Source organism: Kitasatospora sp. NPDC057692 (genome assembly GCF_042799475.1).
Lineage (GTDB): Bacteria > Actinomycetota > Actinomycetes > Streptomycetales > Streptomycetaceae > Kitasatospora.
Map to the genome: position 1 here is coordinate 31,707 of NZ_JBHVIV010000064.1, position 21,332 is coordinate 53,038.

At 73.5% G+C, this 21,332-nt stretch carries 22 protein-coding genes; 13 read left to right on the top strand and 9 right to left on the bottom strand.

Annotated features, from left to right (window positions below):
* The first annotated feature begins 60 nt into the window (after positions 1–60).
* The 3 genes from ACFVFS_RS29340 to ACFVFS_RS29350 are packed head-to-tail and all read left to right on the top strand — an operon-like array spanning position 61 to position 1,988.
* Positions 61–222 carry a hypothetical protein gene (locus ACFVFS_RS29340; protein ID WP_380627781.1) on the top strand — a complete coding sequence of 54 codons (162 nt, stop codon included), beginning with the start codon at positions 61–63 and terminating at the stop codon, positions 220–222.
* Between the two features lie 55 nt (positions 223–277).
* The gene (locus tag ACFVFS_RS29345; protein WP_380627783.1) at positions 278–1,258 is read left to right on the top strand and encodes a GTPase Era; all 981 of its coding nucleotides are present in this window, start codon (positions 278–280) and stop codon (positions 1,256–1,258) included.
* A 16-nt stretch (positions 1,259–1,274) separates the two neighbouring features.
* Positions 1,275–1,988: an alpha/beta fold hydrolase gene (locus tag ACFVFS_RS29350; RefSeq protein ID WP_380627785.1), complete on the top strand. Its 714-nt coding sequence runs from the start codon at positions 1,275–1,277 to the stop codon at positions 1,986–1,988.
* 26 nt (positions 1,989–2,014) lie between these two features.
* On the opposite strand, the gene ACFVFS_RS29355 is transcribed toward ACFVFS_RS29350, so the two are convergent.
* Together ACFVFS_RS29355 and ACFVFS_RS29360 are read right to left on the bottom strand one after the other, a co-directional pair.
* The gene (locus ACFVFS_RS29355) at positions 2,015–2,281 is read right to left on the bottom strand and encodes a protealysin inhibitor emfourin (protein ID WP_344337572.1); all 267 of its coding nucleotides are present in this window, start codon (positions 2,279–2,281) and stop codon (positions 2,015–2,017) included.
* 67 nt (positions 2,282–2,348) lie between these two features.
* Positions 2,349–3,377: a M4 family metallopeptidase gene (locus tag ACFVFS_RS29360; protein ID WP_380627788.1), complete on the bottom strand. Its 1,029-nt coding sequence runs from the start codon at positions 3,375–3,377 to the stop codon at positions 2,349–2,351.
* Positions 3,378–3,736: 359 nt separating this feature from the next.
* Between ACFVFS_RS29360 and leuA the strand changes: the two genes are divergently transcribed.
* The 4 genes from leuA (at position 3,737) to ACFVFS_RS29380 (ending at position 8,258) form a co-directional block, all read left to right on the top strand.
* Positions 3,737–5,533, top strand: coding sequence for a 2-isopropylmalate synthase (gene leuA, locus ACFVFS_RS29365; protein WP_380627789.1), 1,797 nt, complete (start codon positions 3,737–3,739; stop codon positions 5,531–5,533).
* Positions 5,534–5,813: 280 nt separating this feature from the next.
* A complete protein-coding gene (locus tag ACFVFS_RS29370) occupies positions 5,814–6,467 on the top strand; it encodes a TerB family tellurite resistance protein (protein WP_376091293.1) in 654 nt (217 codons plus the stop codon).
* Positions 6,468–6,661: 194 nt separating this feature from the next.
* Positions 6,662–7,408 (top strand): DNA repair protein RecO, encoded by a 747-nt coding sequence (gene recO / locus ACFVFS_RS29375; RefSeq protein ID WP_380627791.1) that lies wholly within the window; start codon positions 6,662–6,664, stop codon positions 7,406–7,408.
* Between the two features lie 4 nt (positions 7,409–7,412).
* On the top strand, positions 7,413–8,258 hold the full coding sequence (locus ACFVFS_RS29380) for an isoprenyl transferase (protein WP_380627793.1): 846 nt from the start codon (positions 7,413–7,415) through the stop codon (positions 8,256–8,258).
* Positions 8,259–8,340: 82 nt separating this feature from the next.
* On the opposite strand, the gene ACFVFS_RS29385 is transcribed toward ACFVFS_RS29380, so the two are convergent.
* The 4 genes from ACFVFS_RS29385 to ACFVFS_RS29400 are packed head-to-tail and all read right to left on the bottom strand — an operon-like array spanning position 8,341 to position 11,504.
* Positions 8,341–8,751, bottom strand: a complete 411-nt coding sequence (locus ACFVFS_RS29385) for a Fur family transcriptional regulator (RefSeq protein ID WP_376091030.1) — start codon at positions 8,749–8,751, stop codon at positions 8,341–8,343.
* Between the two features lie 35 nt (positions 8,752–8,786).
* Positions 8,787–9,731, bottom strand: coding sequence for a metal ABC transporter permease (locus ACFVFS_RS29390; RefSeq protein WP_380627795.1), 945 nt, complete (start codon positions 9,729–9,731; stop codon positions 8,787–8,789).
* Positions 9,728–10,507, bottom strand: coding sequence for a metal ABC transporter ATP-binding protein (locus tag ACFVFS_RS29395; RefSeq protein WP_380627797.1), 780 nt, complete (start codon positions 10,505–10,507; stop codon positions 9,728–9,730). The genes ACFVFS_RS29390 and ACFVFS_RS29395 overlap by 4 nt, the downstream gene beginning before the upstream one ends.
* Before the next feature lie 13 nt (positions 10,508–10,520).
* Positions 10,521–11,504, bottom strand: coding sequence for a metal ABC transporter substrate-binding protein (locus ACFVFS_RS29400; RefSeq protein ID WP_380627798.1), 984 nt, complete (start codon positions 11,502–11,504; stop codon positions 10,521–10,523).
* A 191-nt stretch (positions 11,505–11,695) separates the two neighbouring features.
* Between ACFVFS_RS29400 and ACFVFS_RS29405 the strand changes: the two genes are divergently transcribed.
* Positions 11,696–13,078: a glycine--tRNA ligase gene (locus tag ACFVFS_RS29405; RefSeq protein ID WP_380627800.1), complete on the top strand. Its 1,383-nt coding sequence runs from the start codon at positions 11,696–11,698 to the stop codon at positions 13,076–13,078.
* Positions 13,079–13,157: 79 nt separating this feature from the next.
* Here ACFVFS_RS29405 and ACFVFS_RS29410 read toward each other — a convergent pair whose 3' ends face one another.
* Together ACFVFS_RS29410 and ACFVFS_RS29415 are read right to left on the bottom strand one after the other, a co-directional pair.
* A complete protein-coding gene (locus ACFVFS_RS29410) occupies positions 13,158–14,438 on the bottom strand; it encodes a hypothetical protein (protein WP_380627801.1) in 1,281 nt (426 codons plus the stop codon).
* A gap of 187 nt (positions 14,439–14,625) precedes the next feature.
* On the bottom strand, positions 14,626–15,240 hold the full coding sequence (locus ACFVFS_RS29415) for an NADAR family protein (protein WP_380627802.1): 615 nt from the start codon (positions 15,238–15,240) through the stop codon (positions 14,626–14,628).
* Between the two features lie 198 nt (positions 15,241–15,438).
* On the opposite strand from ACFVFS_RS29415, the gene ACFVFS_RS29420 reads away from it, so the two are divergent.
* Together ACFVFS_RS29420 and ACFVFS_RS29425 are read left to right on the top strand one after the other, a co-directional pair.
* The gene (locus tag ACFVFS_RS29420) at positions 15,439–17,760 is read left to right on the top strand and encodes a hypothetical protein (RefSeq protein WP_380627804.1); all 2,322 of its coding nucleotides are present in this window, start codon (positions 15,439–15,441) and stop codon (positions 17,758–17,760) included.
* A 140-nt stretch (positions 17,761–17,900) separates the two neighbouring features.
* A complete protein-coding gene (locus ACFVFS_RS29425; protein ID WP_380627814.1) occupies positions 17,901–18,317 on the top strand; it encodes a VOC family protein in 417 nt (138 codons plus the stop codon).
* Positions 18,318–18,348: 31 nt separating this feature from the next.
* Here ACFVFS_RS29425 and ACFVFS_RS29430 read toward each other — a convergent pair whose 3' ends face one another.
* Complete coding sequence (locus ACFVFS_RS29430; RefSeq protein ID WP_380627805.1) at positions 18,349–19,695, bottom strand: hypothetical protein; 1,347 nt, start codon at positions 19,693–19,695, stop codon at positions 18,349–18,351.
* A gap of 152 nt (positions 19,696–19,847) precedes the next feature.
* On the opposite strand from ACFVFS_RS29430, the gene ACFVFS_RS29435 reads away from it, so the two are divergent.
* The 3 genes from ACFVFS_RS29435 to ACFVFS_RS29445 all read left to right on the top strand — a co-directional run bounded on the left by ACFVFS_RS29435 (position 19,848) and on the right by ACFVFS_RS29445 (position 21,259).
* A complete protein-coding gene (locus ACFVFS_RS29435; RefSeq protein WP_380627807.1) occupies positions 19,848–20,378 on the top strand; it encodes an ATP-binding protein in 531 nt (176 codons plus the stop codon).
* A gap of 84 nt (positions 20,379–20,462) precedes the next feature.
* Positions 20,463–21,002, top strand: a complete 540-nt coding sequence (locus ACFVFS_RS29440; RefSeq protein WP_380627808.1) for an RNA polymerase sigma factor — start codon at positions 20,463–20,465, stop codon at positions 21,000–21,002.
* Positions 21,002–21,259: a hypothetical protein gene (locus ACFVFS_RS29445; RefSeq protein WP_380627811.1), complete on the top strand. Its 258-nt coding sequence runs from the start codon at positions 21,002–21,004 to the stop codon at positions 21,257–21,259. The genes ACFVFS_RS29440 and ACFVFS_RS29445 overlap by 1 nt, the downstream gene beginning before the upstream one ends.
* Positions 21,260–21,332: the final 73 nt, after the last annotated feature.

Genomic DNA, 21,332 nt, shown 5'->3' on the forward strand with positions numbered 1-21,332 from the left:
ATTCGGCGGATAATCTCACCGGGGATGGGCGGGGAACCGGCACGGTGAGGGGGCTGGGCGATGCTGGGGACGTTCGCGTTCTTCGCGGGGCTGCTGGCGGGCGTGATGGGCATGGGCAAGTGGCAGGAGACCGGGTCGCCGTACTGGCTCTGGGGCTCGGTCGCCTTCCTGCTGATCGTCCTCGGCTGGGGCCTGGGCGCGGCGTTCAAGGGCAGGAAGTGAGGGACCGGGCGGCCGGTGTCCGCCCCGGCGGGGGTGATCAGGGAGAATGGAGCCCATGAATGCCCCTTCCTCCTCGTACCGCTCCGGCTTCGCGTGCTTCGTCGGCCGGCCCAACGCGGGCAAGTCGACCCTGACCAACGCCCTGGTGGGGACGAAGGTCGCGATCACCTCCGACCGCCCGCAGACCACCCGGCACACCGTCCGCGGCATCGTGCACCGCCCGGACGCCCAGCTGGTGCTGGTCGACACCCCCGGCCTGCACAAGCCGCGCACCCTGCTCGGCGAGCGCCTCAACGACCTGGTCCGCAGCACCTGGGCCGAGGTCGACGTGATCGGCTTCTGCCTGCCCGCCGACCAGAAGCTCGGCCCCGGCGACAAGTTCATCGCCAAGGAGCTCGCCGAGATCAAGAAGACCCCCAAGGTGGCCATCGTCACCAAGACCGACCTGGTCGACTCCAAGCGGCTGGCCGAGCAGCTGATCGCCGTCCACCAGCTCGGCGCCGAGCTGGGCATCGAGTGGGCCGAGATCATCCCGGTCTCCGCGGTGGGCGATCAGGAGGTGGGACGCAGTCCCTCGAACAAGGGTGGTGGTGGGAGCAGGGCCGGCCAGGTGGAGCTGGTCGGCGAGCTGATCAGCAAGCTGCTGCCGGAGGGCATGCCGCTCTACCCGGACGGCGACCTCACCGACGAGCCCGAGCAGATCATGGTGGCCGAGCTGATCCGCGAGGCCGCGCTGGAGGGCGTGCGCGACGAGCTGCCGCACTCGCTGGCCGTCGTGGTCGAGGAGATGCTGCCGCGCGAGGGCCGCCCGGCCGACCGGCCGCTGCTGGACATCCACGCCAACGTCTACATCGAGCGGCAGAGCCAGAAGGCGATCGTGATCGGGGCCAAGGGCGCCCGGCTCAAGCACGTCGGCACCACCGCCCGCAAGCACATCGAGGCGCTGCTCGGCACCCCGGTCTTCCTGGACCTGCACGTCAAGGTCGCCAAGGACTGGCAGCGGGACCCGAAGCAGCTGCGCAAGCTCGGGTTCTGACCGGCGGGGGCGCGGCATGAAGCTGCACACACGGGAGTGGGGCGCCGGCGACCGGACCGCGCTGCTGGTCCACGGGATCATGTCCGACCACCGCAGCTGGCGGTCGGTCGGCCCGGCGCTCGCCGAGCGCGGCTACCGGGTGATCGCCGTCGACCTGCGCGGCCACGGCGCCAGCCCGCGCGGGGAGGGCGCCACCCCGGTGGACCGCTACGGCCCCGAGCGGTACGCCGAGGACCTGGTCGACACCCTGCCGAGGGGCGCGGACCTGGCGGTCGGCCACTCGCTGGGCGCGCTGACCCTGCTGCACGCGGTCGAGCGGCTGCGGCCCGCCCGGGCGGTCTACTCCGACCCGGCCTGGCGGTACGCCCGGCCGGGCCTCTTCGACCCGGCGGTCTTCGCCCAGTTCAAGGAGGCCACCCGGGGGCAGATCGCCGCGGTCAGCCCGCGCTGGGACCCGGCCGACGTGGAGGTGGAGCTGGCCACCCTGGCGCTGTGGGACCCGGACACCGCGTTCGCGCTCTCCGCGCTGCACGGCGGGGCCGCGCTGCCCGGCGCCCCGGCCGTGCCCTCGCTGGTGCAGCTCGCCGACAACAGCCGGCTGATCGGGCCCGAGGACGCCGCGGTCCTGCGCGGCCTCGGCTACGAGGTCCGCACGGTGCCCGGGGCCGGCCACACCATCCACCGGGACGACCTCGCGGGCTTCCTGGCCTCCCTCGACGGCTGGCTCTGAGGCGCCGGCGCACGGCCGGACACGCGCTACGCCCCCTCGCGCAGGACCAGGGAGACCAGCTCGCGCTGGGACTCGGTGAGCTTGGGGTCCGCGCAGTGCACCGTCCGGCCGTCGACGGTGATCTCGTAGTGGAAGCCGTCCGGCACCCCGTAGGAGGGGGTGCGCAGCCCGCCCGCTACGGCCTCGCGGGCGAGCGCGTGCACGTGCGGGGCGTCCACCCGCTCGGTGGTGTCGAGCTCAGCGCGGCGGACGTGTCCCGCGAGGCCGCCGGTCCGGGTCACCTGGATACGCATGGTGTCCATGGTGCTACCCAGCGATGGCGTTTGCCGGGGTTTTCCCGGACCTTGACTTAAGTGCGACTCAAGTCGGGCTGATGCCGACCTTCGCCCAGGACGCGGTCACCGTGTCGGCCACCTCCGGCTCCGGGTAGCGGGCCTTCGCGGCGGCGACGGTGGCCCGGGCGAAGGCGGTGAAGTCGGCGTCCCCGGGCAGTCGCCGGCCGGTCAGCGCGTCGTACCAGATCCGGCCGGCGCGCTCCCAGGCCGGGCCGCCGAGCGCGGTGGCGAGCAGGTAGAAGGCGTGGTTGGGGATGCCCGAGTTGATGTGCACCCCGCCGTTGTCCTGGGAGGTGCGCACGTAGTCGCGCAGGTGGGCGGGCTGCGGGTCCTTGCCGAGCCGCGGGTCGTCGTACGCGGTGCCGGGCGCCCTCATCGAGCGCAGCGCGACCCCCTGCACGCCGGGGGCGAGCAGCCCGGCGCCGATCAGCCAGTCCGCCGCGGCGGCGTCCTGCCCCAGCGCGTACTGCTTGACCAGGGAGCCGAAGACGTCGGAGACCGATTCGTTGAGTGCCCCGGGCTGGTCGCGGTACTCCAGGCCGGCGGTGAACTGGGTGACGCCGTGGGTGAGTTCGTGGCCGATCACGTCGACGCAGGCGGTGAAGTCGCCGAACACCTCGCCGTCGCCGTCCCCGAAGACCATCCGCCGGCCGTCCCAGAAGGCGTTGTCGTAGTTCCGGCCGTAGTGGACGGTGGCGTCCAGCCGCAGGCCCTGGTCGTCGATGGAGTGCCGCCCGAAGACGGCGGAGAACAGGGTCCAGGTGTCGCCGAGGCCGTCGTAGGCGTGGTTCACGGACCGGTCGGACAGCGGGTTCTCGCCCTCCCGGCGCACCGTGCGGCCGGGCAGGCGTTCGCGGTGCCCGGCGTCGGAGACCACTCGCTCCAGGCGGTCGGCGGCGGCCGGGGCGGCGGCGGGGAGGTCGGCGGTGAGCCGCGCGGCCCGGTGCGCGGCGTCGAGGGCGAGGGAGCGGGCGGCGGGCTCGTGACCGTCCTCGGCGAGGCGGTCCAGGACGTACGGCGGAACGATCGCGCAGAGCGTCGGTTCGGCTGTCATGTGGCCCAGGGTGAGGCATCGATGACGTGTTGTCACCGGCGCGGACGGGATTGCGCGCCGCCCGTCCGCTCCCGCGCGCCGTCTCAAGGGGTGGGAAGACCGGGCGGCCCGCTTCGGGGTCGCGCGGCGCTGGGTTAGGCTGGGCCGCATCATGCGCAACGGGCTGCTTCTTCTTAGCTGCCGCGTCGAGGGCCTGTAGTCCACCAAGGGCCGGCTCCCTCGCCGCGGGGACTGTGCTGCGCGCTGAATTCGGGTGACCCGCCTGCGGGTCGCGAGCGGCAGCAGGCCGGCCGAGTCGGGTGAGGACACCGCCCCGACCAGCCCGCACCACGCATCACAGGAAGCCGAGACTCACCCCCATGACCGAGCAGAGCTCCGCCGCGCCCGTGCCCGCCGCCCGCGCGTTCGTCGACCGCCCCACCCCGATCACCGCCGGCTCGGTACGCCAGCGGCCGTCCGGCATGCGGTACGGCCGCTACCTGCCCTTCGGCACCGTCGACCTGCCGGACCGCACCTGGCCGTCGAAGGTGATCACCAAGGCGCCGCGCTGGCTCTCCACCGACCTGCGGGACGGCAACCAGGCGCTGATCGACCCGATGTCCCCGGCCCGCAAGCGCAAGATGTTCGACCTGCTGGTCGCGATGGGCTACAAGGAGATCGAGGTCGGCTTCCCCTCCTCCGGGGCCACCGACCACGCCTTCGTGCGCTCGCTGATCGAGGAGGGGGCGATCCCGGAGGACGTCACCATCTCGGTGCTGACCCAGGCGCGCGAGGAGCTGATCGAGAAGACGATCGAGTCGCTGGTCGGCGCGCCGCGCGCGACCGTGCACCTGTACAACGCGACCGCGCCGCTGTTCCGCCGGGTGGTGTTCCGCAACGACCGGGCGGCCACCAAGGCGATCGCCACCGACGGCACCCGGCTGGTGATGGAGTACGCCGAGAAGCTGCTGGGCGGGGACACCGTCTTCGGCTACCAGTACTCGCCGGAGATCTTCGTCGACACCGAGCTGGACTTCGCCCTGGAGGTCTGCGAGGCGGTCATGGACGTCTGGCAGCCGGGCGAGGGCCGCGAGATCATCCTGAACCTGCCGGCCACCGTCGAGCGGGCCACCCCGAACGTCCAGGCCGACCAGTTCGAGTGGATGTCGCGCCACCTGTCACGCCGCGAGTTCGTCTGCCTGTCGGTGCACCCGCACAACGACCGGGGCACCGCCGTCGCCTCCGCCGAGCTGGCCTACATGGCCGGCGCCGACCGGATCGAGGGCTGCCTGTTCGGGCAGGGCGAGCGGACCGGCAACGTCGACCTGGTGACGCTGGGGATGAACCTGTTCTCGCAGGGCATCGACCCGCAGATCGACTTCTCCGACATCGACGAGGTGCGCCGCACCGCCGAGTACTGCAACCAGATGGAGGTGCACCCGCGCCACCCGTACGCCGGCGACCTGGTGTACACCTCCTTCTCCGGCTCGCACCAGGACGCCATCAAGAAGGGCTTCGACGTCCTGGCGGCGGACGCGGCCGCGGCGGGCGTGCCGGTCGAGGAGCACACCTGGGGCGTGCCGTACCTGCCGATCGACCCGAAGGACGTCGGCCGCACCTACGAGGCGGTCATCCGGGTCAACAGCCAGTCCGGCAAGGGCGGCGTGGCCTACGTGCTGAAGAACGACCACAAGCTGGACCTGCCGCGCCGGATGCAGATCGAGTTCTCCCGGATCATCCAGACCATGACCGACGCCGAGGGCGGCGAGGTCACCCCGGCCGAGATCTGGCGGGTCTTCGAGGACGAGTACCTGCCGACCACGGCGAACCCGTGGGGCCGGATCTCGCTGAGCGGCTCGCGCACCCTGACCACCGAGGACGGCCGGGACGCGCTGACCGCCGAGGCCGTGGTGGACGGCACGCCGGTCACCCTGGCCGGTACCGGCAACGGCCCGGTCTCGGCGTTCGCCGACGCGCTGGCGCAGATCGGCGTGGACGTCCGGGTGCTGGACTACGCCGAGCACGCGCTGAGCGAGGGCGGCGACGCCCAGGCCGCGGCGTACGTCGAGTGCGCGGTGGACGGCCGGGTGCTGTGGGGCGTCGGGATCGACGGCAACACCGTGCTGGCCTCGCTGAAGGCGATGATCAGCGCCGTCAACCGGGCGCGGCGCGGGTAGTTCGTACGAGTGGTCGTGGCCGGGCCGTCCCGTTCGGGGCGGCCCGGCGGCGTTCCCGGCGCGGGCCGGGCGGGCGCGGGGCCCGGGGCGCGCGCGCTGTGTCCTGCGCCACATTTTTTCCGGGATCGGGCCGTTCGAAGTACTGACACCTGTCGGCAACCGTGGCAACATCGTCCCACCGGAAGGCCGGGCCGGTGGGACGGTCCGGCGGCCGGTCGCGTGACCTGCCCATTGTTGTGCAGGCCGCCTGCCATGTCTGGGGAGTGGCGCCGTGACAGGGATGTGGGGTGTTCGCCCGCGGTGGCGGACTGACGTTCTCGGTGACTTCTTCTGTCCAGGCTGCGGCGGGGACCGCAACTACCGCCGGCAGCACGGCCGGCGGTGGCTGCGGCTGCTGGGCACCCCGGTGCTTCCGCTCGGACCGGTGATCGGCAGCGTGCAGTGCACCAGCTGCCACGGCCGGTTCGGGGTGGAGAGCCTGGAGCAGCCCACCTGCGTACGCCTGGGCGGGATGCTGCGCGACGCGCAGTACACCGTCGCGCTGGCCCTGCTGGCCGCCGGCGGCACCGCGCACCGCGCGGCCCGCGAGGCCGCCTGCGCGGCGGTCCGGGACGCCGGGTTCGAGGACTGCGGCGAGGCCCAGGTGCTGGCCGCGCTGGCGGCGCTGTCCGGGCTCGGCGGCGAACTGTACGACGCGCACGGCATGGCCGGCGGGCTGGCCGTGGAGCTGCACGCGGTGCTCGAACCGCTCGCCCCGCACCTGGCCCAGCCGGGCCGGGAGCGGCTGCTGCTGCAGGGCGCGGCGATCGCCCTGGCCGACGGCCGCTACCGGCCGCAGGAGCGGGACGCGCTGGACGCCGTCGGGCGCTGCCTGGACCTGCCGCAGGCGCGGGTGGGGGCGCTGCTGGAGGCGGCGACCCGGGCGCCGTACTAGACCCGCTCTCCCCCGGACCCCCACAAACCGGGCCCCACCCCCCTCCGGGGCCCGCCGTGACCCGCACCGTTCGGCGACCCCCCACGGCCCGGTGCGGGCACACGGCTGTCGGTCGCGGCCGGGCGGCTGGGGGACAATGGTGGGATGTCCACACTGTTCGAGGCCCGCCGGGCCCGCTGCGGCGAGGCGGGCGCATGAGCCTGTTCCGGGACGACGGAGTGGTGCTCCGGGCGCAGAAGCTCGGCGAGGCCGACCGGATCATCACCCTGCTCACCCGCAACCACGGCAAGGTGCGCGCGGTGGCGCGCGGGGTGCGCAAGACCAAGTCGAAGTTCGGTGCGCGCCTGGAGCCGTTCTCGCACGTGGACGTGCAGTTCTTCAGCCGGGGGAGTGAGCTGGTCGGCCGCGGGTTGCCGCTGTGCACCCAGGTGGAGACGATCGCCCCGTACGGCGGCCCGATCGTCGCCGACTACGGCCGCTACACCGCCGGCACGGCCATGCTGGAGACGGCGGAGCGGTTCGCCGAGAACGAGGGCCAGCCGGCCGTCCAGCAGTACCTGCTGCTGGTCGGTGGCCTGCGCACGCTGGCGGCCGGGCAGCACGAGTCGCACCTGGTGCTGGACGCCTTCCTGCTGCGGTCGCTCGCGGTCAACGGGTACGGCGCGAGCTTCGACGACTGCGCCAAGTGCGGCATGGAGGGCCCCAACCGGTTCTTCTCGCTCCAGGCGGGCGGCGTGCTCTGCCCGGACTGCCGCGTGCCCGGATGTGCCGTACCCTCCCCTGAGACACTGGTACTGCTCGGGGCGCTGCTGTCCGGGGACTGGCGGACGGCCGACGCCGCCGAGCCGAGGTACTGGCGGGAGGGCAGCGGCCTGGTCGCGGCCTATCTGCAGTGGCACCTGGAGCGGGGCATCCGCTCGATGAGATACGTGGAGAAGTGAGCACATGGCAGCGCGACGGCTCTTCGGCGGCGGCAAGCAGAGGGAGTACCTCCCCCCGACCCCGCACCCCAGCGGTGCCCGGCCCCCGAAGATCCCCGGCGAGCTGGTCCCCAACCACGTCGCGATCGTGATGGACGGCAACGGCCGCTGGGCGAAGGAGCGCGGGCTGCCGCGCACCGAGGGCCACAAGGTCGGCGAGGGCGTCGTGCTGGACGTGCTGAAGGGCGCGATCGAGCTGGGCGTGAAGAACATCTCGCTGTACGCGTTCTCCACCGAGAACTGGAAGCGCTCACCCGACGAGGTGAAGTTCCTGATGAACTTCAACCGGGACGTCATCCACCGCCGCCGCGACGAGATGGACGCGATGGGCGTGCGGGTGCGCTGGGCGGGCCGGATGCCCAAGCTGTGGAAGAGCGTCGTCCAGGAGCTCCAGGTCGCCGAGGAGCAGACCAGGGACAACGACGCCGTCACGCTGTACATGTGCGTCAACTACGGCGGCCGGGCCGAGATCGCGGACGCGGCGGCGGCCATCGCGGCCGACGTGGCGGCGGGCCGGCTGGACCCGCGGAAGGTCAACGAGAAGACCCTCGCCAAGTACCTGTACCACCCGGACATGCCGGACGTGGACCTCTTCCTGCGCCCCAGCGGCGAGCAGCGGACGTCCAACTTCCTGCTCTGGCAGTCGGCGTACGCGGAGTTCGTGTTCCAGGACGTGCTCTGGCCGGACTTCGACCGCCGCGACCTGTGGCGGGCCTGCGAGCAGTTCGCGATGCGCGACCGCCGGTTCGGCGGGGCGATCCCCAACGAGGTGCCGGCCGAGCTGGCCGCCGAGGTGCCGGCGCAGCGCTGAGCGCGCGGCACCCGGGAAGCGGTACGCGGAAGGGCCCGCGGGAGTCGTCTCCCGCGGGCCCTCGTGCCGTTCCGGTGCGGGATCAGTCCCGCTTGGCGCACTCCGCGCAGGTGCCGAAGATCTCCAGGGTGTGCGCGATGTCGCTGAACCCGTGCTCGGCGGCGACCGAGTTGGCCCAGCGCTCGACGGCCGGGCCCTCGACCTCGACGGTGGCGCCGCACTGCCGGCAGACCAGGTGGTGGTGGTGCCCGCTGCTGCACCGGCGGTAGACGGCCTCGCCGTCGGCGGTGCGCAGGACGTCCACCTCGCCGGCGTCGGCGAGCGACTGGAGCGTCCGGTAGACGGTGGTGAGGCCGACCGAGTCGCCCCGGTGCTTCAGCATGTCGTGGAGCTCCTGCGCGCTGCGGAAGTCCTCGATCTCGTCCAGGACCGCCGAGACGGCGGCGCGCTGCCGGGTCGATCGGGCTCGCGGCGACGGGCCTGCGGTGGTCACCGTGGGTCCTCCTGGTGGTGTGGGCGTGTGGCACCTCATTGTGCCAGCCCCGCACCGGGCCCCGGCGTGGTCGCGTCGGTCCGGCCCGGGGCGCCCGCCCCGGCCGGCTGCGGGTCCGGCAGCCGGACGTCGCAGACCTGCGGTCCGGTGTCGGGGACGCCGCGGTGGCGGCGCCGGGCGAGCGGTGCGGCGATCGCGCTGAACACCGCGAACACCGCGATGGCGAGCAGCACGATGGCCGGTCCGGACGGCACGTCGAGCTGGTAGGAGCCGGTGACGCCGGCCAGGGAGACGATCACGCCGACCGCGATGGCGCCGGCCTGGGTCGCGGCGAAGGAGCGGGTGAGCTGCTGGGCGGCCGCGACCGGGACCACCATCAGGGCGCTGACCAGCAGCAGGCCGACCACCCGCATGGCGACGGTGACGGTGACCGCGGCCATCACGGCGAGCAGCAGGTTGAGCAGCCGCACCGGGACGCCGGTGACCTTGGCGAAGTCCTCGTCCTGGCAGATCGCGAAGAGCTGGCGGCGCAGGCCGAGGGTGACGGCGACGACGACGGCGGCGAGCGCGCCGATGGTGGCCAGGTCGCCGGGGGAGACGGTCAGGATGGAGCCCCAGAGGTAGCTCTCCAGCGAACCGGCGCCCGCCTGGGCGGACTTGGAGACCAGCAGCTTGCCGCAGGCCATACCGCCGTAGAAGAGCATCGCGAGGGCGATGTCGCCGCGCTGGTTGCCGCGGGAGCGCACCAGCTCCATGGTGACGGCGCCGAACACGCAGACCAGGACGGCCATCCAGACCGGGCTGGTCTGGAAGATGAAGCCGAGGCCGACGCCGGTCATCGCGACATGGCCCATGCCGTCGCCCATCAGGGCCTGGCGGCGCTGCACCAGGTAGATGCCGACGGCGGGGGCGGTGACGCCGACCAGGACGGCGGCGATCAGCGCCCGCTGCATGAAGTCGTAGCTGAGCATCTCGGTCATGACAGCAGTCCCCGGATCCGTTCGTGGTCGTGGCCGTGGTCGGCGTGCGGGTGGACGTGGTCGTGGCCGGGCAGGGCGTGCAGGCCGGTGTTGGGGACGGGCGGGCCGTCGTGCGCGACGCAGCCGTCGCGGAGCACCACGGCGCGGTCGATCAGCGGTTCCAGCGGGCCGAGTTCGTGCAGCACCAGGAGGACGGCGGCGCCGCGCGCGACCTCGGCGCGCAGGGTGTCGGCGAGCACCTGCTGGCTGGCGGCGTCCACGCCGGCCATCGGCTCGTCCATGATCAGCAGGTCGGGGGAGCCGGCCAGCGCGCGGGCGATCAGCACCCGCTGCTGCTGGCCGCCGGAGAGGTCGGCGACGCCGTCGCGGGCCCGGTCGAGCATGCCGACGGCGGCCAGCGCGCGGTCCACGGCGGTGCGGTCGGCGCGGCGCAGCGGCAGCAGCCGGTGCAGCGGCAGCCGGCCGGTGGAGACGACCTCGCGCACGGTGGCGGGGACGCCGGAGGCGGCGGTGGTGCGCTGCGGGACGTAGCCGATCCGGTGCCAGGCGCGGAACCGGGCGAGCGGGGTGCCGAACAGGTCCAGGCCGCCGCGCTCCAGCGGGACGGCGCCGGTGACGGCCTTGACGGTGGTGGACTTGCCGGAGCCGTTGGCGCCGAGCAGGGCGACCACTTCGCCGGGGCGGACGGTGAGGTCGACGCCGCGCAGCACCGGCCGCCCGCCGCGCGAGGCGACGGCGTCGTGCAGGCGGACGGCCGGGGGTGTCGGGGGAGTCATGCCGGTGGTCCCGTCAGCTGGTGGGGGTGGCGGTGGTGCCCGGGCCGGCGGCGGTGTCCGCGCCCAGGGCGGTCCGCAGGTTGGCCAGGTTCTGCTTCATGACCGTCAGGTAGTTCTCCCGGCCCGGGTCCTTGACGCCCTCCAGCGGGTCGAGGACGGCGGTCCTGAGGCCGAGGTCCTTGGCGACGGTCTCGGCGAGCTTGGGGCTGACCAGGGTCTCGAAGAAGATCGTGGTGGCGCCGTTCTCCTTGGCGGCCTTCTGGACGTCGGCGAGCCGGGCCGGGGTGGGCTCGGAGTCGGGGTCGACGCCGTTGATGGCGACCTGGGTGAGGCCGTAGGCCTCGGCGAGGTAGCCGAAGGCGGCGTGGCTGGTGACGAAGGTGCGGGTCCGCGCGTCCTTCAGCCCGTCCTTGAACTCCTGGTCCAGGGCGGTGAGCCGGCCGACCAGTTCGTCGGTGTTGCGCCGGTAGTCGTCGGCGTGCGCGGGGTCGGCCTCGGCGAAGCCGTCGCCGACGCTCCGGGCCACGGCGGCGTAGCGGGTCGGGTCGAGCCAGATGTGCGGGTCGCCGGCGGCCTCGTCGTGGTGGTCGTGGCCGTCGCCCTCCGCGTGGTCCTCCGGGAGGTGGTGGTCCTCCAGCGGGGCGGCGGCGGTGGCGTCGATCTTGTGCTTCGCCCCGGAGCCGTCGACCGCCTTGTCGACGGTGGGCTGCAGGCCCTTGAGGTAGACGATCGCGTCGGCCTTCTGGACGCGCCCCACCTGCTTGGCGGTGAGTTCGAGGTCGTGCGGCTCGACGCCGGCGGCGGTCAGGTCGGTGACCTTCACGTGCTCGCCGCCGATCGTCGAGGCGAGGTACTCCATCGGGTAGAAGGACGCGACGACGTTCAGCCTGCCGTCCGAGCCCTGCGCGCCGCCGCCGCAGGCCGTCAGGGTGAGGGCGGCGGTGAGGGCGGTGGCGGTCAGGGCCAGGGTGCTGCGGGCACGTCGTCGGATCATCATGACAACCATTCTCAGATTAGATGGAAATGATTGTCAAATCACTCGGACGGGTGAACGCGTGATGACGGTGAGTGGGCCGGTACCGGCGATACCGATTTGAACCCCGTACCCGTATGGCCGGTAACCTGAGGTATTCGGGTACGCGCAACCAGCCGTGCCCTGACCGGGCCGTACGTACTGAAGAGAGCACTGTGGCAGCCGACAAGATCGAGACGATCGTCAGCCTGAGCAAGCGCCGTGGCTTCGTCTACCCCTGCAGCGAGATCTACGGCGGCACGCGTGCCGCCTGGGACTACGGTCCGCTGGGCGTCGAGCTCAAGGAGAACATCAAGCGCCAGTGGTGGCGTGCGATGGTCCAGGCCCGTGAGGACGTCGTCGGACTCGACTCGTCGGTGATCCTGGCCCGCGAGGTCTGGGAGGCGTCCGGCCACGTCCAGACCTTCAACGACCCGCTGACCGAGTGCCTCTCCTGCCACAAGCGCCACCGGGCCGACCACCTGGAGGAGAAGTACGAGGCCAAGCACGGCTTCCCGCCGCCGAACGGCCTGCAGGACATCAACTGCCCCGACTGCGGCACCAAGGGCCAGTTCACCGAGCCCAAGGACTTCTCGGGCATGCTGAAGACCCACCTCGGCGTCACCGAGGAGGCGAGCGGCCTGGCCTACCTGCGCCCGGAGACCGCCCAGGGCATCTTCACCAACTTCAAGGCCGTCCAGACCACTTCGCGCAAGAAGCCGCCGTTCGGCATCGCCCAGGTCGGCAAGAGCTTCCGCAACGAGATCACGCCCGGCAACTTCATCTTCCGGACCCGTGAGTTCGAGCAGATGGAGATGGAGTTCTTCGTCAAGCCGGGCGAGGACGAGCAGTGGCACGAGTACTGGCTCCAGCAGCGCTGGGACTGGTACGTCGGCCTCGGCCTGCGCACCGAGAACATGCGCCTGTTCGAGCACCCGAAGGAGAAGCTCTCCCACTACGCCAAGCGCACGGTGGACATCGAGTACCGCTTCAACTTCGGCGGCACCGAGTTCTCCGAGCTGGAGGGCATCGCCAACCGCACCGACTACGACCTGTCGGTGCACAGCGAGGCCTCCGGCCAGGACCTCAAGTACTTCGACCAGGAGTCCGGCGAGCGGTACTTCCCGTACGTCATCGAGCCGGCGGCCGGCCTCAACCGCGCCATGCTGGCCTTCCTGATCGACGCCTACTTCGAGGACGAGGCGCCGAACGCCAAGGGCGTCATGGAGAAGCGCGTCGGCATGCGGCTCGACCCGCGCCTGGCCCCGGTCAAGGTCGCGGTGCTGCCGCTGTCGCGCAACGCCGACCTCTCGCCGAAGGCCCGCGGCCTGGCCGCCGACCTGCGCACCGCCTGGAACGTCGAGTTCGACGACGCCGGCGCCATCGGCAAGCGCTACCGCCGCCAGGACGAGATCGGCACGCCGTTCTGCGTGACGGTCGACTTCGACACCCTGGAGGACGACGCGGTGACCGTGCGCGAGCGCGACACCATGACGCAGGAGCGCGTCTCGCTCGACCAGGTGAAGTCCTACCTGGCGGCGCGCCTCATCGGCTGCTGACGTCCCCTCGCCGGCACGGAGCCCCCGTCCGCCCCTCCCGGGCGGCGGGGGCTCCGTGGTGTCTCCGCCCGCCCGCGCCCTACCGGCGGCCCCAGCGGGAGCGCGGGCGGGCGGCCGGGGTGGTCGGCAGGCCGGCCGTGCGCAGGGCGGCGAGCGTGGTGCGGTGGCGGACGGGATCGTCGAGCAGCGGTGTGAGCAGGGCCTCGTACAGGTCCGGCCGGCCGACCAGCGCGGCCGCCAGCCGGACCAGTTCGGCCGGCGGGCGGAGCGCCGGCAGCTCGCCCAGCAGCAGGGTCGGCAGCGGCGGGGCCATGGTGACGGCGAGCGCGGCGAGGTCCCCGGTGGACCGGCCGGCCGCCTGGCGCAGCAGGGTCCGGGCGTCGGCGGCGCGATCCGACCGGTAGAGCCCGGTGGCCAGCGCGGCCAGCTCGGGGGTCGGCGCGGAGCCCCACTCCCAGAGCAGGGTGGCGCCGTCGGCGTGCTGCCCGGCCCGCTCCAGCGCGTCCAGCAGCGCGGGCAGGGCGCCGGCCGGGCAGGAGCGGAGCGCGTGGAACAGGTCCCCGGCCTCCTCGGCCAGCCCCGCCTGGCGCAGCTCGGCCAGTGTGGTGGCGGCGTGCTGCGGCCCGGCGTGGACGGCGCTGCGGACGAGGTGGACGGAGGCGCCGGCCGGTCCGCGCCGGGCCAGCAGGGCGGCCAGCTGGGCGGTGTCGTACGGGGTGAGGTGCTCGGCGCCCTGGTCGAGGATGCCGGCGGCCTCGTCCGGGGAGGCCCGGCGGTACAGCGCGGTGATGCGCTCGGCCAGGGCGGACAGCTCGGCGGGGGAGCGGCGCCGGGGCGGGGCGGGGGGCGCCTGCTGCTCGGCGGGGGCCGGGCGGCCGTCGTGCGCGCCGGTGCTCCCGGCTGCGCCTGCGCTTCCGCTTCCGGGGCCGCCCGGGCTTCCGGCTGCGGGTTCCTCTGCCGCGCCCGGGTCGACGGGCATGCCGACGGGCGCACCGGCGGGCATGCCGGTGGGCGCGGCGGCCGACGCGGCGGTGGGCTGGCGAGGGATCCACCGGCGCGGCGCCGGCTGCCGCAGCCGCTCCTCCAGCGTCTTCAGCTGGTCGCTCAGCTCCAGGCAGCGCGCGCCCAGTCCCTCGCGCAGCGTCCGGGCCTGGGTCAGCTGCCGCAGCAGCTCACCGTCCGGGTGCTGCCGCTCGGGCAGCGCCCGCAGCGCCTCGGACAGGCGCCGCTCGCGCTGCCCCGCGTACTGCCGGGCACGCAGTAACTCGTCCAGCTGCGCCCTGAGTTCGAGCGCCGTCCGCTCGCCCTCGCCGCCGCCCGCATCCGGGGTGAGGGGCTGTTCCGTGTGCCGTGTACGCATGATCACCGCAACCTGTCCAACTAGGCCCTGACGGCAAGACATCCTCGCGTCGAAATACGGCGCTGGCGTTACGGCAGTGCGTCCACTGGCTTGCGAGTGGTGTCCGGGAGCGCGCAGAGCGCGCGGGTGGTGAGCGGCCCGGCGCGCGCGCCCCGCCGGAGCGCCGCCCCGCAGCAGGCACCGGTGGTCACCCGGTGGCGGCGCCGGCGCTTGCCCCGGTCGCGGCCGCCAGTCGGGCGCGGGCCTCCATGAGGGCGAAGCCGAGCAGGTTCAGACCGCGCCACTCGGCGGGGCGCCGGGCGCTCCCGTGGTCGGCGCCGAGGCCGATGCCCCAGATCCGGTCGAGCGGGCTGGCCTCCACCAGGACGCGCCGACGCGTCGACAGCAGATAGTCCCGGAGCTCCTCGCGGCCGCCGAACTTGGCCACGTTGCCCTCGACGACCAGCTCGAACCGCCCGGCCGTCCACGTCGCGTCGTCGAAGTTCCGGACCTGGCGGCCCAGCTTCTTCGCCTCGGCGGGGTGCGGTGCCGCGAGGATCCGGGCGAGCGTCCGCTCGTCCCCGAACATCCGGGCCTTGCCCGCCATCATCCAGTGCTCGGCGGTCGGGTACGCGACGCCGTCGACGGTGAACGGGTGCCCGGGCCACCACTGGCTCAGCACCCCGGGGCCGAGCGACCCGCCCGGCTGCTCCTGGTGGCCCCAGAACATCAGCCACTTGGGCTCCGCCCCGGCCGCCACGGCGGCGAGCAGGGCGGCGCGGTCGCGGGTCTCGACGGGGTCGATGGTGCGTTCGTCGCTCATATCGTCATATTGACATGAAGGGGTGTGGTGCGGCCAACGGGTTTCCTCCGCCCACTGTTCGACGGCACGGCGGGCGCCGGTGATCGACCGGTGAAGGCATGTGACATATTATTCGGCTGGCCGAATTCGGACGTATCGTCACGATTCGGCCCGGAGGGCCCCTCACCCTCCTGTATCACCGCACATCTTGGAGTCCTCGTGAGAGACCTCACGCCACCCGCGCGTCCGGGACGCCCGGCACCCGACCCCCGGCCCCGGCGCCTGCCCGGCCGGGCGGTGCTCGGCGCCCTCGCCGCCTCGGCGCTGGCGCTCGCCCCCTCCGCGCCGCTCGCCGGGCCGTCGGCGCCGTCCACCGGCCCGGCCGCCAAGGCGGTCCGCGGTCTCGGGACCGAGCGGCCGATCGGCCCGGACCCGGTGGTCGACCTGCTGGCGCACGGCAACCTGACGATGGCGTCGAACTCGGTGCTGACCTGTGACGACAGCGACGGCTCGGTCTGCAACGACACCGAGGGCACCAACAACGGCCGCACCAAGTACGTGAAGACCGACCCGAACGCGCCCGGCAACAACGCGTCCTCCGCGCAGCTGGTGATCCCGGCCGGGGCCCAGGTGCTGTCGGCCCGCCTGTACTGGCAGTTCAACCCGACCAACACCAGCACCGCGGGCGGGACCTCCGGGAACATCAACACCGGCAACCTGGTGTCCTGGAAGGTCCCGGGCAGCGCCTCCTACGAGCAGCTGACCGCCGACACCTACGACTGGTTCGACCAGCAGGTCGGCGGCAACCCGCCGGAGCCGCTGCTGGCCGGGGCGGGTGTCAAGGACGTCACCGCCCAGGTGAAGGCCGCCGGCCCCGGCAGCTACACCGTCGCGGACATCCAGGCGTGCGCCGGGCGGTCCTCCGCCCAGAACTTCGGCGGCAACAACGTCGGCTGCTGGGGCGGCTGGTCCCTGGTGGTCGCCTACGAGAACCAGGCGGAGCCGCTGCGCTACCTCAACATCTGGGACGGCTTCCAGCTGCTGCGCTTCCCCGACAACCTGGCGACGCTCACGCTCACCGGCATCCGCACGCCCGCCACGGCCCCGCCGGCCACCATGGGCGTCACCGTCGGCGACGGCGACGTGCCGATCCAGGGCGACGAGCTGCTGGTCGGCTCCTCGACCAGCAACCTGACGCTGCTGGAGATGCCCAACCCGGCCGGTGGCGTCACCACCGACAACGCCTTCACCAGCCGGATCGACCACGTCGCGACGGACGGGACCGGCACCAACATCACGACCCGTGACCCGGCGCCGGTCAACAACTACGGCTACGACGCCCGGATGATCGACGTCACCGGCAAGATCCCCGCGAGCAGCACCCAGGCCGTGCTCCAGATCAACGGCGCGGGCGACGCGCTGCACCCGCAGGCGGTCTGGCTCGCCGTCGACGCCCTCGAACCGGACCTGCAGATCACCAAGGCCAACACCCCCGCGGGCGAGCCCGACGACACCCCGCCCGGCCTGGTCGACCCCGGGGCCGAGATCACCTACACCTTCACCATCGCCAACCGGCACCCGGACGGCAGCAGCGCCGACCTCGACACCGCCACCGGCGTCACCCTGACCGACGTGCTGCCGGCCGGCACCACCTACGTCGAGGGATCCGGCACCGGCTGCACCGCCTCCGGGCAGAACGTCACCTGCACCGCCGCCGACCTCGCGCCGGGCGCCGAGGCCACCATCTCCTTCCGGGCCAAGGTCGCCGCCGGACTCGCGCCGGGCACCAAGCTCGACGACACCGCGTCCCTCTCCTACCGCGGCGCCCAGACCGGCCGCGACCAGCAGCGCACCAGCAACACCGTGCGCAACACCGTCACCGAGCACGCCGGCTACCGCCTCGCCAAGAGCGCCGACAAGAGCCAGGCCGCCCCGGGCGACACCGTCACGTACCACGTGGACATCACCAACACCGGCAACGCGGCGCTCACCGGACTGACCGTCACCGACGACCTGAGCGCCGTCCTCGACGACGCCGTGTACAACGGGGACGCCACCGCGACCGCCGGACAGGTGTCCTACACGCAGCCGGTGCTCGGCTGGACCGGCGACCTGGCGGTCGGCGGCAGCGCCCGGGTGACCTACACGGTGAAGGTGAAGGACCCGGCGGCCGGGGACCACACGCTGCGCAACACCGTGGTGGCCGACCGGCCCGGCGGCAACTGCCCGCCCGGTTCGACCGCGGGGGAGTGCACGGCCACGGTGACGGTGACCACGTCCTCGCCGTCCCCGACGGCCTCGCCGACCTCCTCGCCGACCACCTCGCCCACCGCGGAGCCGACCGGCTCGCCGACGGCCTCGCCGACCGCGACCGGCAGCCACAGCCCGCACCCGGCGCCCACCGGCAAGCCGCACCACCCGGGCGGCGGCCTCGCCGAGACGGGTAGTCAGGTCGCGGTGATCGGCGGCATCGGTGCCGCCGTCGCCCTCGGCGGAGCGGCCCTCGTCCTCGTCTCCCGTCGTCGGCGCCACCGGCACTGACGTCCGCCCGTGAAATGAAGGCGGTCCCACCGCGGTTGTCGGTGGGGCCGCCTTCCCCTTTCCGCCTTGGAGCCGACGTGTCCCAGCCCTCCGACGCCTTCCCCGACGTCTTCCCCGACGCCGGGCCCGTTCCCGTTCCCGTGCCGGCGCCCGCCGTCCGTGAACTCCGGCTGGTGGTCACGGCCGCCGACTACGAGCAGGCGCTGCACTTCTACCGCGACGTCCTCGGCCTGCCCGAACGCGGCGCCTTCGCCTCCCCCGACGGCCGGGTCACCATCCTCGAAGCCGGCCGCGCCACCCTGGAGATCGCCGACCCGGGCCACGCCGACTTCATCGACGAGGTCGAGGTCGGCCGCCGCGTCGCCGGCCACCTCCGGGTCGCCTTCCAGGTCGACGACTCCACCGCCACCACCGCCCGCCTCGCCGCCGCCGGGGCCGAGGTGATCGCCGAGCCGGTCCGCACCCCCTGGAACTCCCTCAACTCCCGCCTGGAGGCGCCCGGCGCCCTTCAGCTCACCCTCTTCACCGAACTCGGCGAGACCGCCACCGGGGAGTGACCTCCTCGGCCCCTCTCCTCCGGCCGCCCTCTCAGGCGGCCTTCTGCCGCGCCACGTCGCGGGCGCGCTGCCGGAGTCGGCGGACGGCCGGGATCTCCGCGCGGCCGGGGAGCGCGGTGCCGAGGGCGCGGAAGTGCTCGTCGCCGCGGACGGAGCTGAGGGTGGCGTAGTCGTCCAGGAAGGTGTGCCAGGTCTCGCAGGCCGCCTCGACGTGGCCCAGTTCCAACTGCCGCCGCGCGAGCAGCCCGTTGGCGTGCACCCGGCCCTGCTTCTCGTGGCGCGGGCGGACCCGGGTGGAGGCCTGGAGTTCCGTGATCGAGCCGGGCAGGTCGCCGAGTTCGTACAGGACGTGCGCGACGTGGAAGTGGAAGGCGGCCTGGTCGTAGCCGCCGACGGCGTCGTTGCGCCCGTCCGCCCGGGAGAGCGCCGCCTCGGTCTCGGTCAGCCGGGCGAACGCCTGCCGGCGGTCCTTCACCATCGCGGCGCCGTGCGCCTGCTGTCCGGCGAGGAAGGCCCGCAGGCGCGGCCCCGCCGCCGGAGCGGCCTCGGCGGCGGAGTCGGCGAGGTCCAGCGCCTTCGACCCGTAGCCGAGGTTCGAGGCCTGCAGTGCCATGCCGCGCAGGGTGCGGCAGTAGGTGGTGTGGTCCCGCGCCTCGCGGGCCAGCTTCAGGGCCTGGACGTAGTACTGCTGACCCAGCCCGTGGGCCGTCTCGTACATCGCCATCCAGCCGGTCAGGTACGTGAGGTCGGCCGCGGCCGCCAGCAGCTCCGCCTTCACCCGCTCGCTTCCCGAGGCGCGGAGCCACGGTCCCACCGAGTTCACCAGGAAGGCCGCCGCCATCGGCCGGGCGTGCGCCGCGCCCAACTCGTCGAGGATCCCGGCGATCCGCTCCGTCATCACCCGGACCGTCTCCACCTCGCCCCGCCCGACCCGCACCGTCCGGCCCGCCCCCGCCCGCGCCACCCGCTCGACGGCCTCCGGATCGTCGAACACCGGCAGCGTGAGCGCGACGGAGTACAGTCCGGCGGCGAGCACCCCTCGACGGGACGGATCCATATCGGCCTTTCCGATCGACATCAGGTCGGACAGCGCGCCGGTGTGGCCGTCCCGCCGGTCGCACCCGCCGAAGCCGGTCTCCTCCGGTGTCACCGGTCGGCCGAGCCGCCGCGCGAACGCCTCCCGGACCGCCTCGTGGACCTCCGCGCGGGGCTTGACGCCGGAGAGCCAGTGCGAGACGGACGACTTGTCGTAGGTGAGGGCGAACCCGGCCTCCGCTCCCGTGCGGTTCACCGCGCGCGCCAACTGGTCGTTGCTCCAGTGCGCCTGGAGGAGCAGCGCGGCCAGTGCGGTGTTGGGTGTGCGCGGTCGTCTCGCCATCGCGATCCCCGTCTCTCCGTTCAACCGGTTCAACGTCCGGACCAGCTTCGCCGATTCTTTCTCTCCGTGTACCCGCGTTGACTGAAAGTCAGCCCATCGGGTGCCGTCGGCGACACCCGTCCCGTTGCGCCCCCTCGTCCGGACGGAGAACCATGACCATCAGCCCGCTCGACACGGCAGGCTTCCCCGTCCTCGGCGCCTGGGGCGTCCCGCCGGACGAGGGCGCGGTGGTGGCGGCGCGCCGGTCGGTGGTGGCGGCCGCGCGGTCGTGGGGCCTCCCGCTCTCGGCCGACGCCCTGGGCGAGGTGGAGCTGTGCACCGGCGAGCTGCTCGCCAACGCCGCCGAGCACACCCGCGCCCCCTGCACCGTCACCGTGCGGTGGGCGGACGAGCTGCTGCGGATCGAGATCACGGACGCCTCCCCGTCCCTCCCGCGCGGCGAGCCGGATCCGGAGGCCGTCGACGGCCGCGGCCTGCTGCTGGTGGAGGCCCTCGCGCAGGGCTGGGGCTGGGAGCGGTCCGGCGCCGGCAAGGTCGTCTGGTTCACCTACCCGCCGGACCTGCCGGTTCCGGCTCCGTCCGGAGCGGCGGGGGCCCGGGGATGCCGGGGTGAATCCTTTCGGGGGGCCGCCGCCTCCTATAGGCGGTTCCGGCGAGCGCCGGGGCGGACGAGGAGACGGTGATGATGGTCTGGGTGGTCGTGGCGGTCGGCGCGGCGCTGGTCGTGATGTGCAGTGTGACGGTGCTGCGGAAGTGGGGTCGGCGGCGTGGCTGAGGTGCGGGAGTGGCCGGGCAGTTCGGTGGTGGCCGCGGCGCAGGACGGGGACGTGGAGGCGATCGCCGCCCTGGTGTCGGGGGCGCACCCGCACGTGCAGCGGTTCGCCCGCTCGCTGTGCGCCACACCGGAGGACGCCGAGGACGCGGCGCAGGAGGCGCTGATCATCCTGTACCGCAAGATCGGGATGCTGCGGGCGACCGGGGCGCTGGCCTCGTGGATGTTCCGGATCGTGCGGAACGAGTGTCTGCGGCGGGCCCGTTCGGTACTGCGGGAACGTCCGGTGCCCGGTGAGGCGCCGTACCGGTCGGCGGAGGAGGAGGTGCTCGGGCGGCTGGAGGCCGGGCGGGTCGCGGAGGCGATCGCCGCGCTGCCGGAGGACCAGCGGCGGGTGCTGATCATGCGGGACGTCCAGGGGCTCAGCGGGCGGATGGTCGCCGATGTGCTGGGGCTCAGCACGGCCGCCATGAAGTCGCGGCTGCACCGGGCGCGGGCCTCGGTCCGGGCGGTCACCGTCGCGGGGGAGCGGTGATGGCCGGGGACCGGGGGTACGGCAGCCGGACGCTGGCCGGGCACCTGGCGCGCGGCGGGGTGGGATTCGCCGCGTTGCTGGGCGCGTTCGCGCTGCTGCCGTTCGCCGGCCCGGTGGCGCTGCTCCTGCTGCCGGTCGGGCTGCTCGCCTTCCGGGGCTGTCCGACGTGCTGGGTGATCGGGCTGGTGGAGACGGTGTCGCGGGGGAGGCTGCAGCGGGAGTGCGTCGACGGGCGGTGCGAGTTGCGGAAGGGGTGAGGCGCGCGTCGCGGCCCCCCCCCCGGGGGGGTGGCCGCGACCGGGCCGCGGCCCAACGCCACCCCCCACCCCG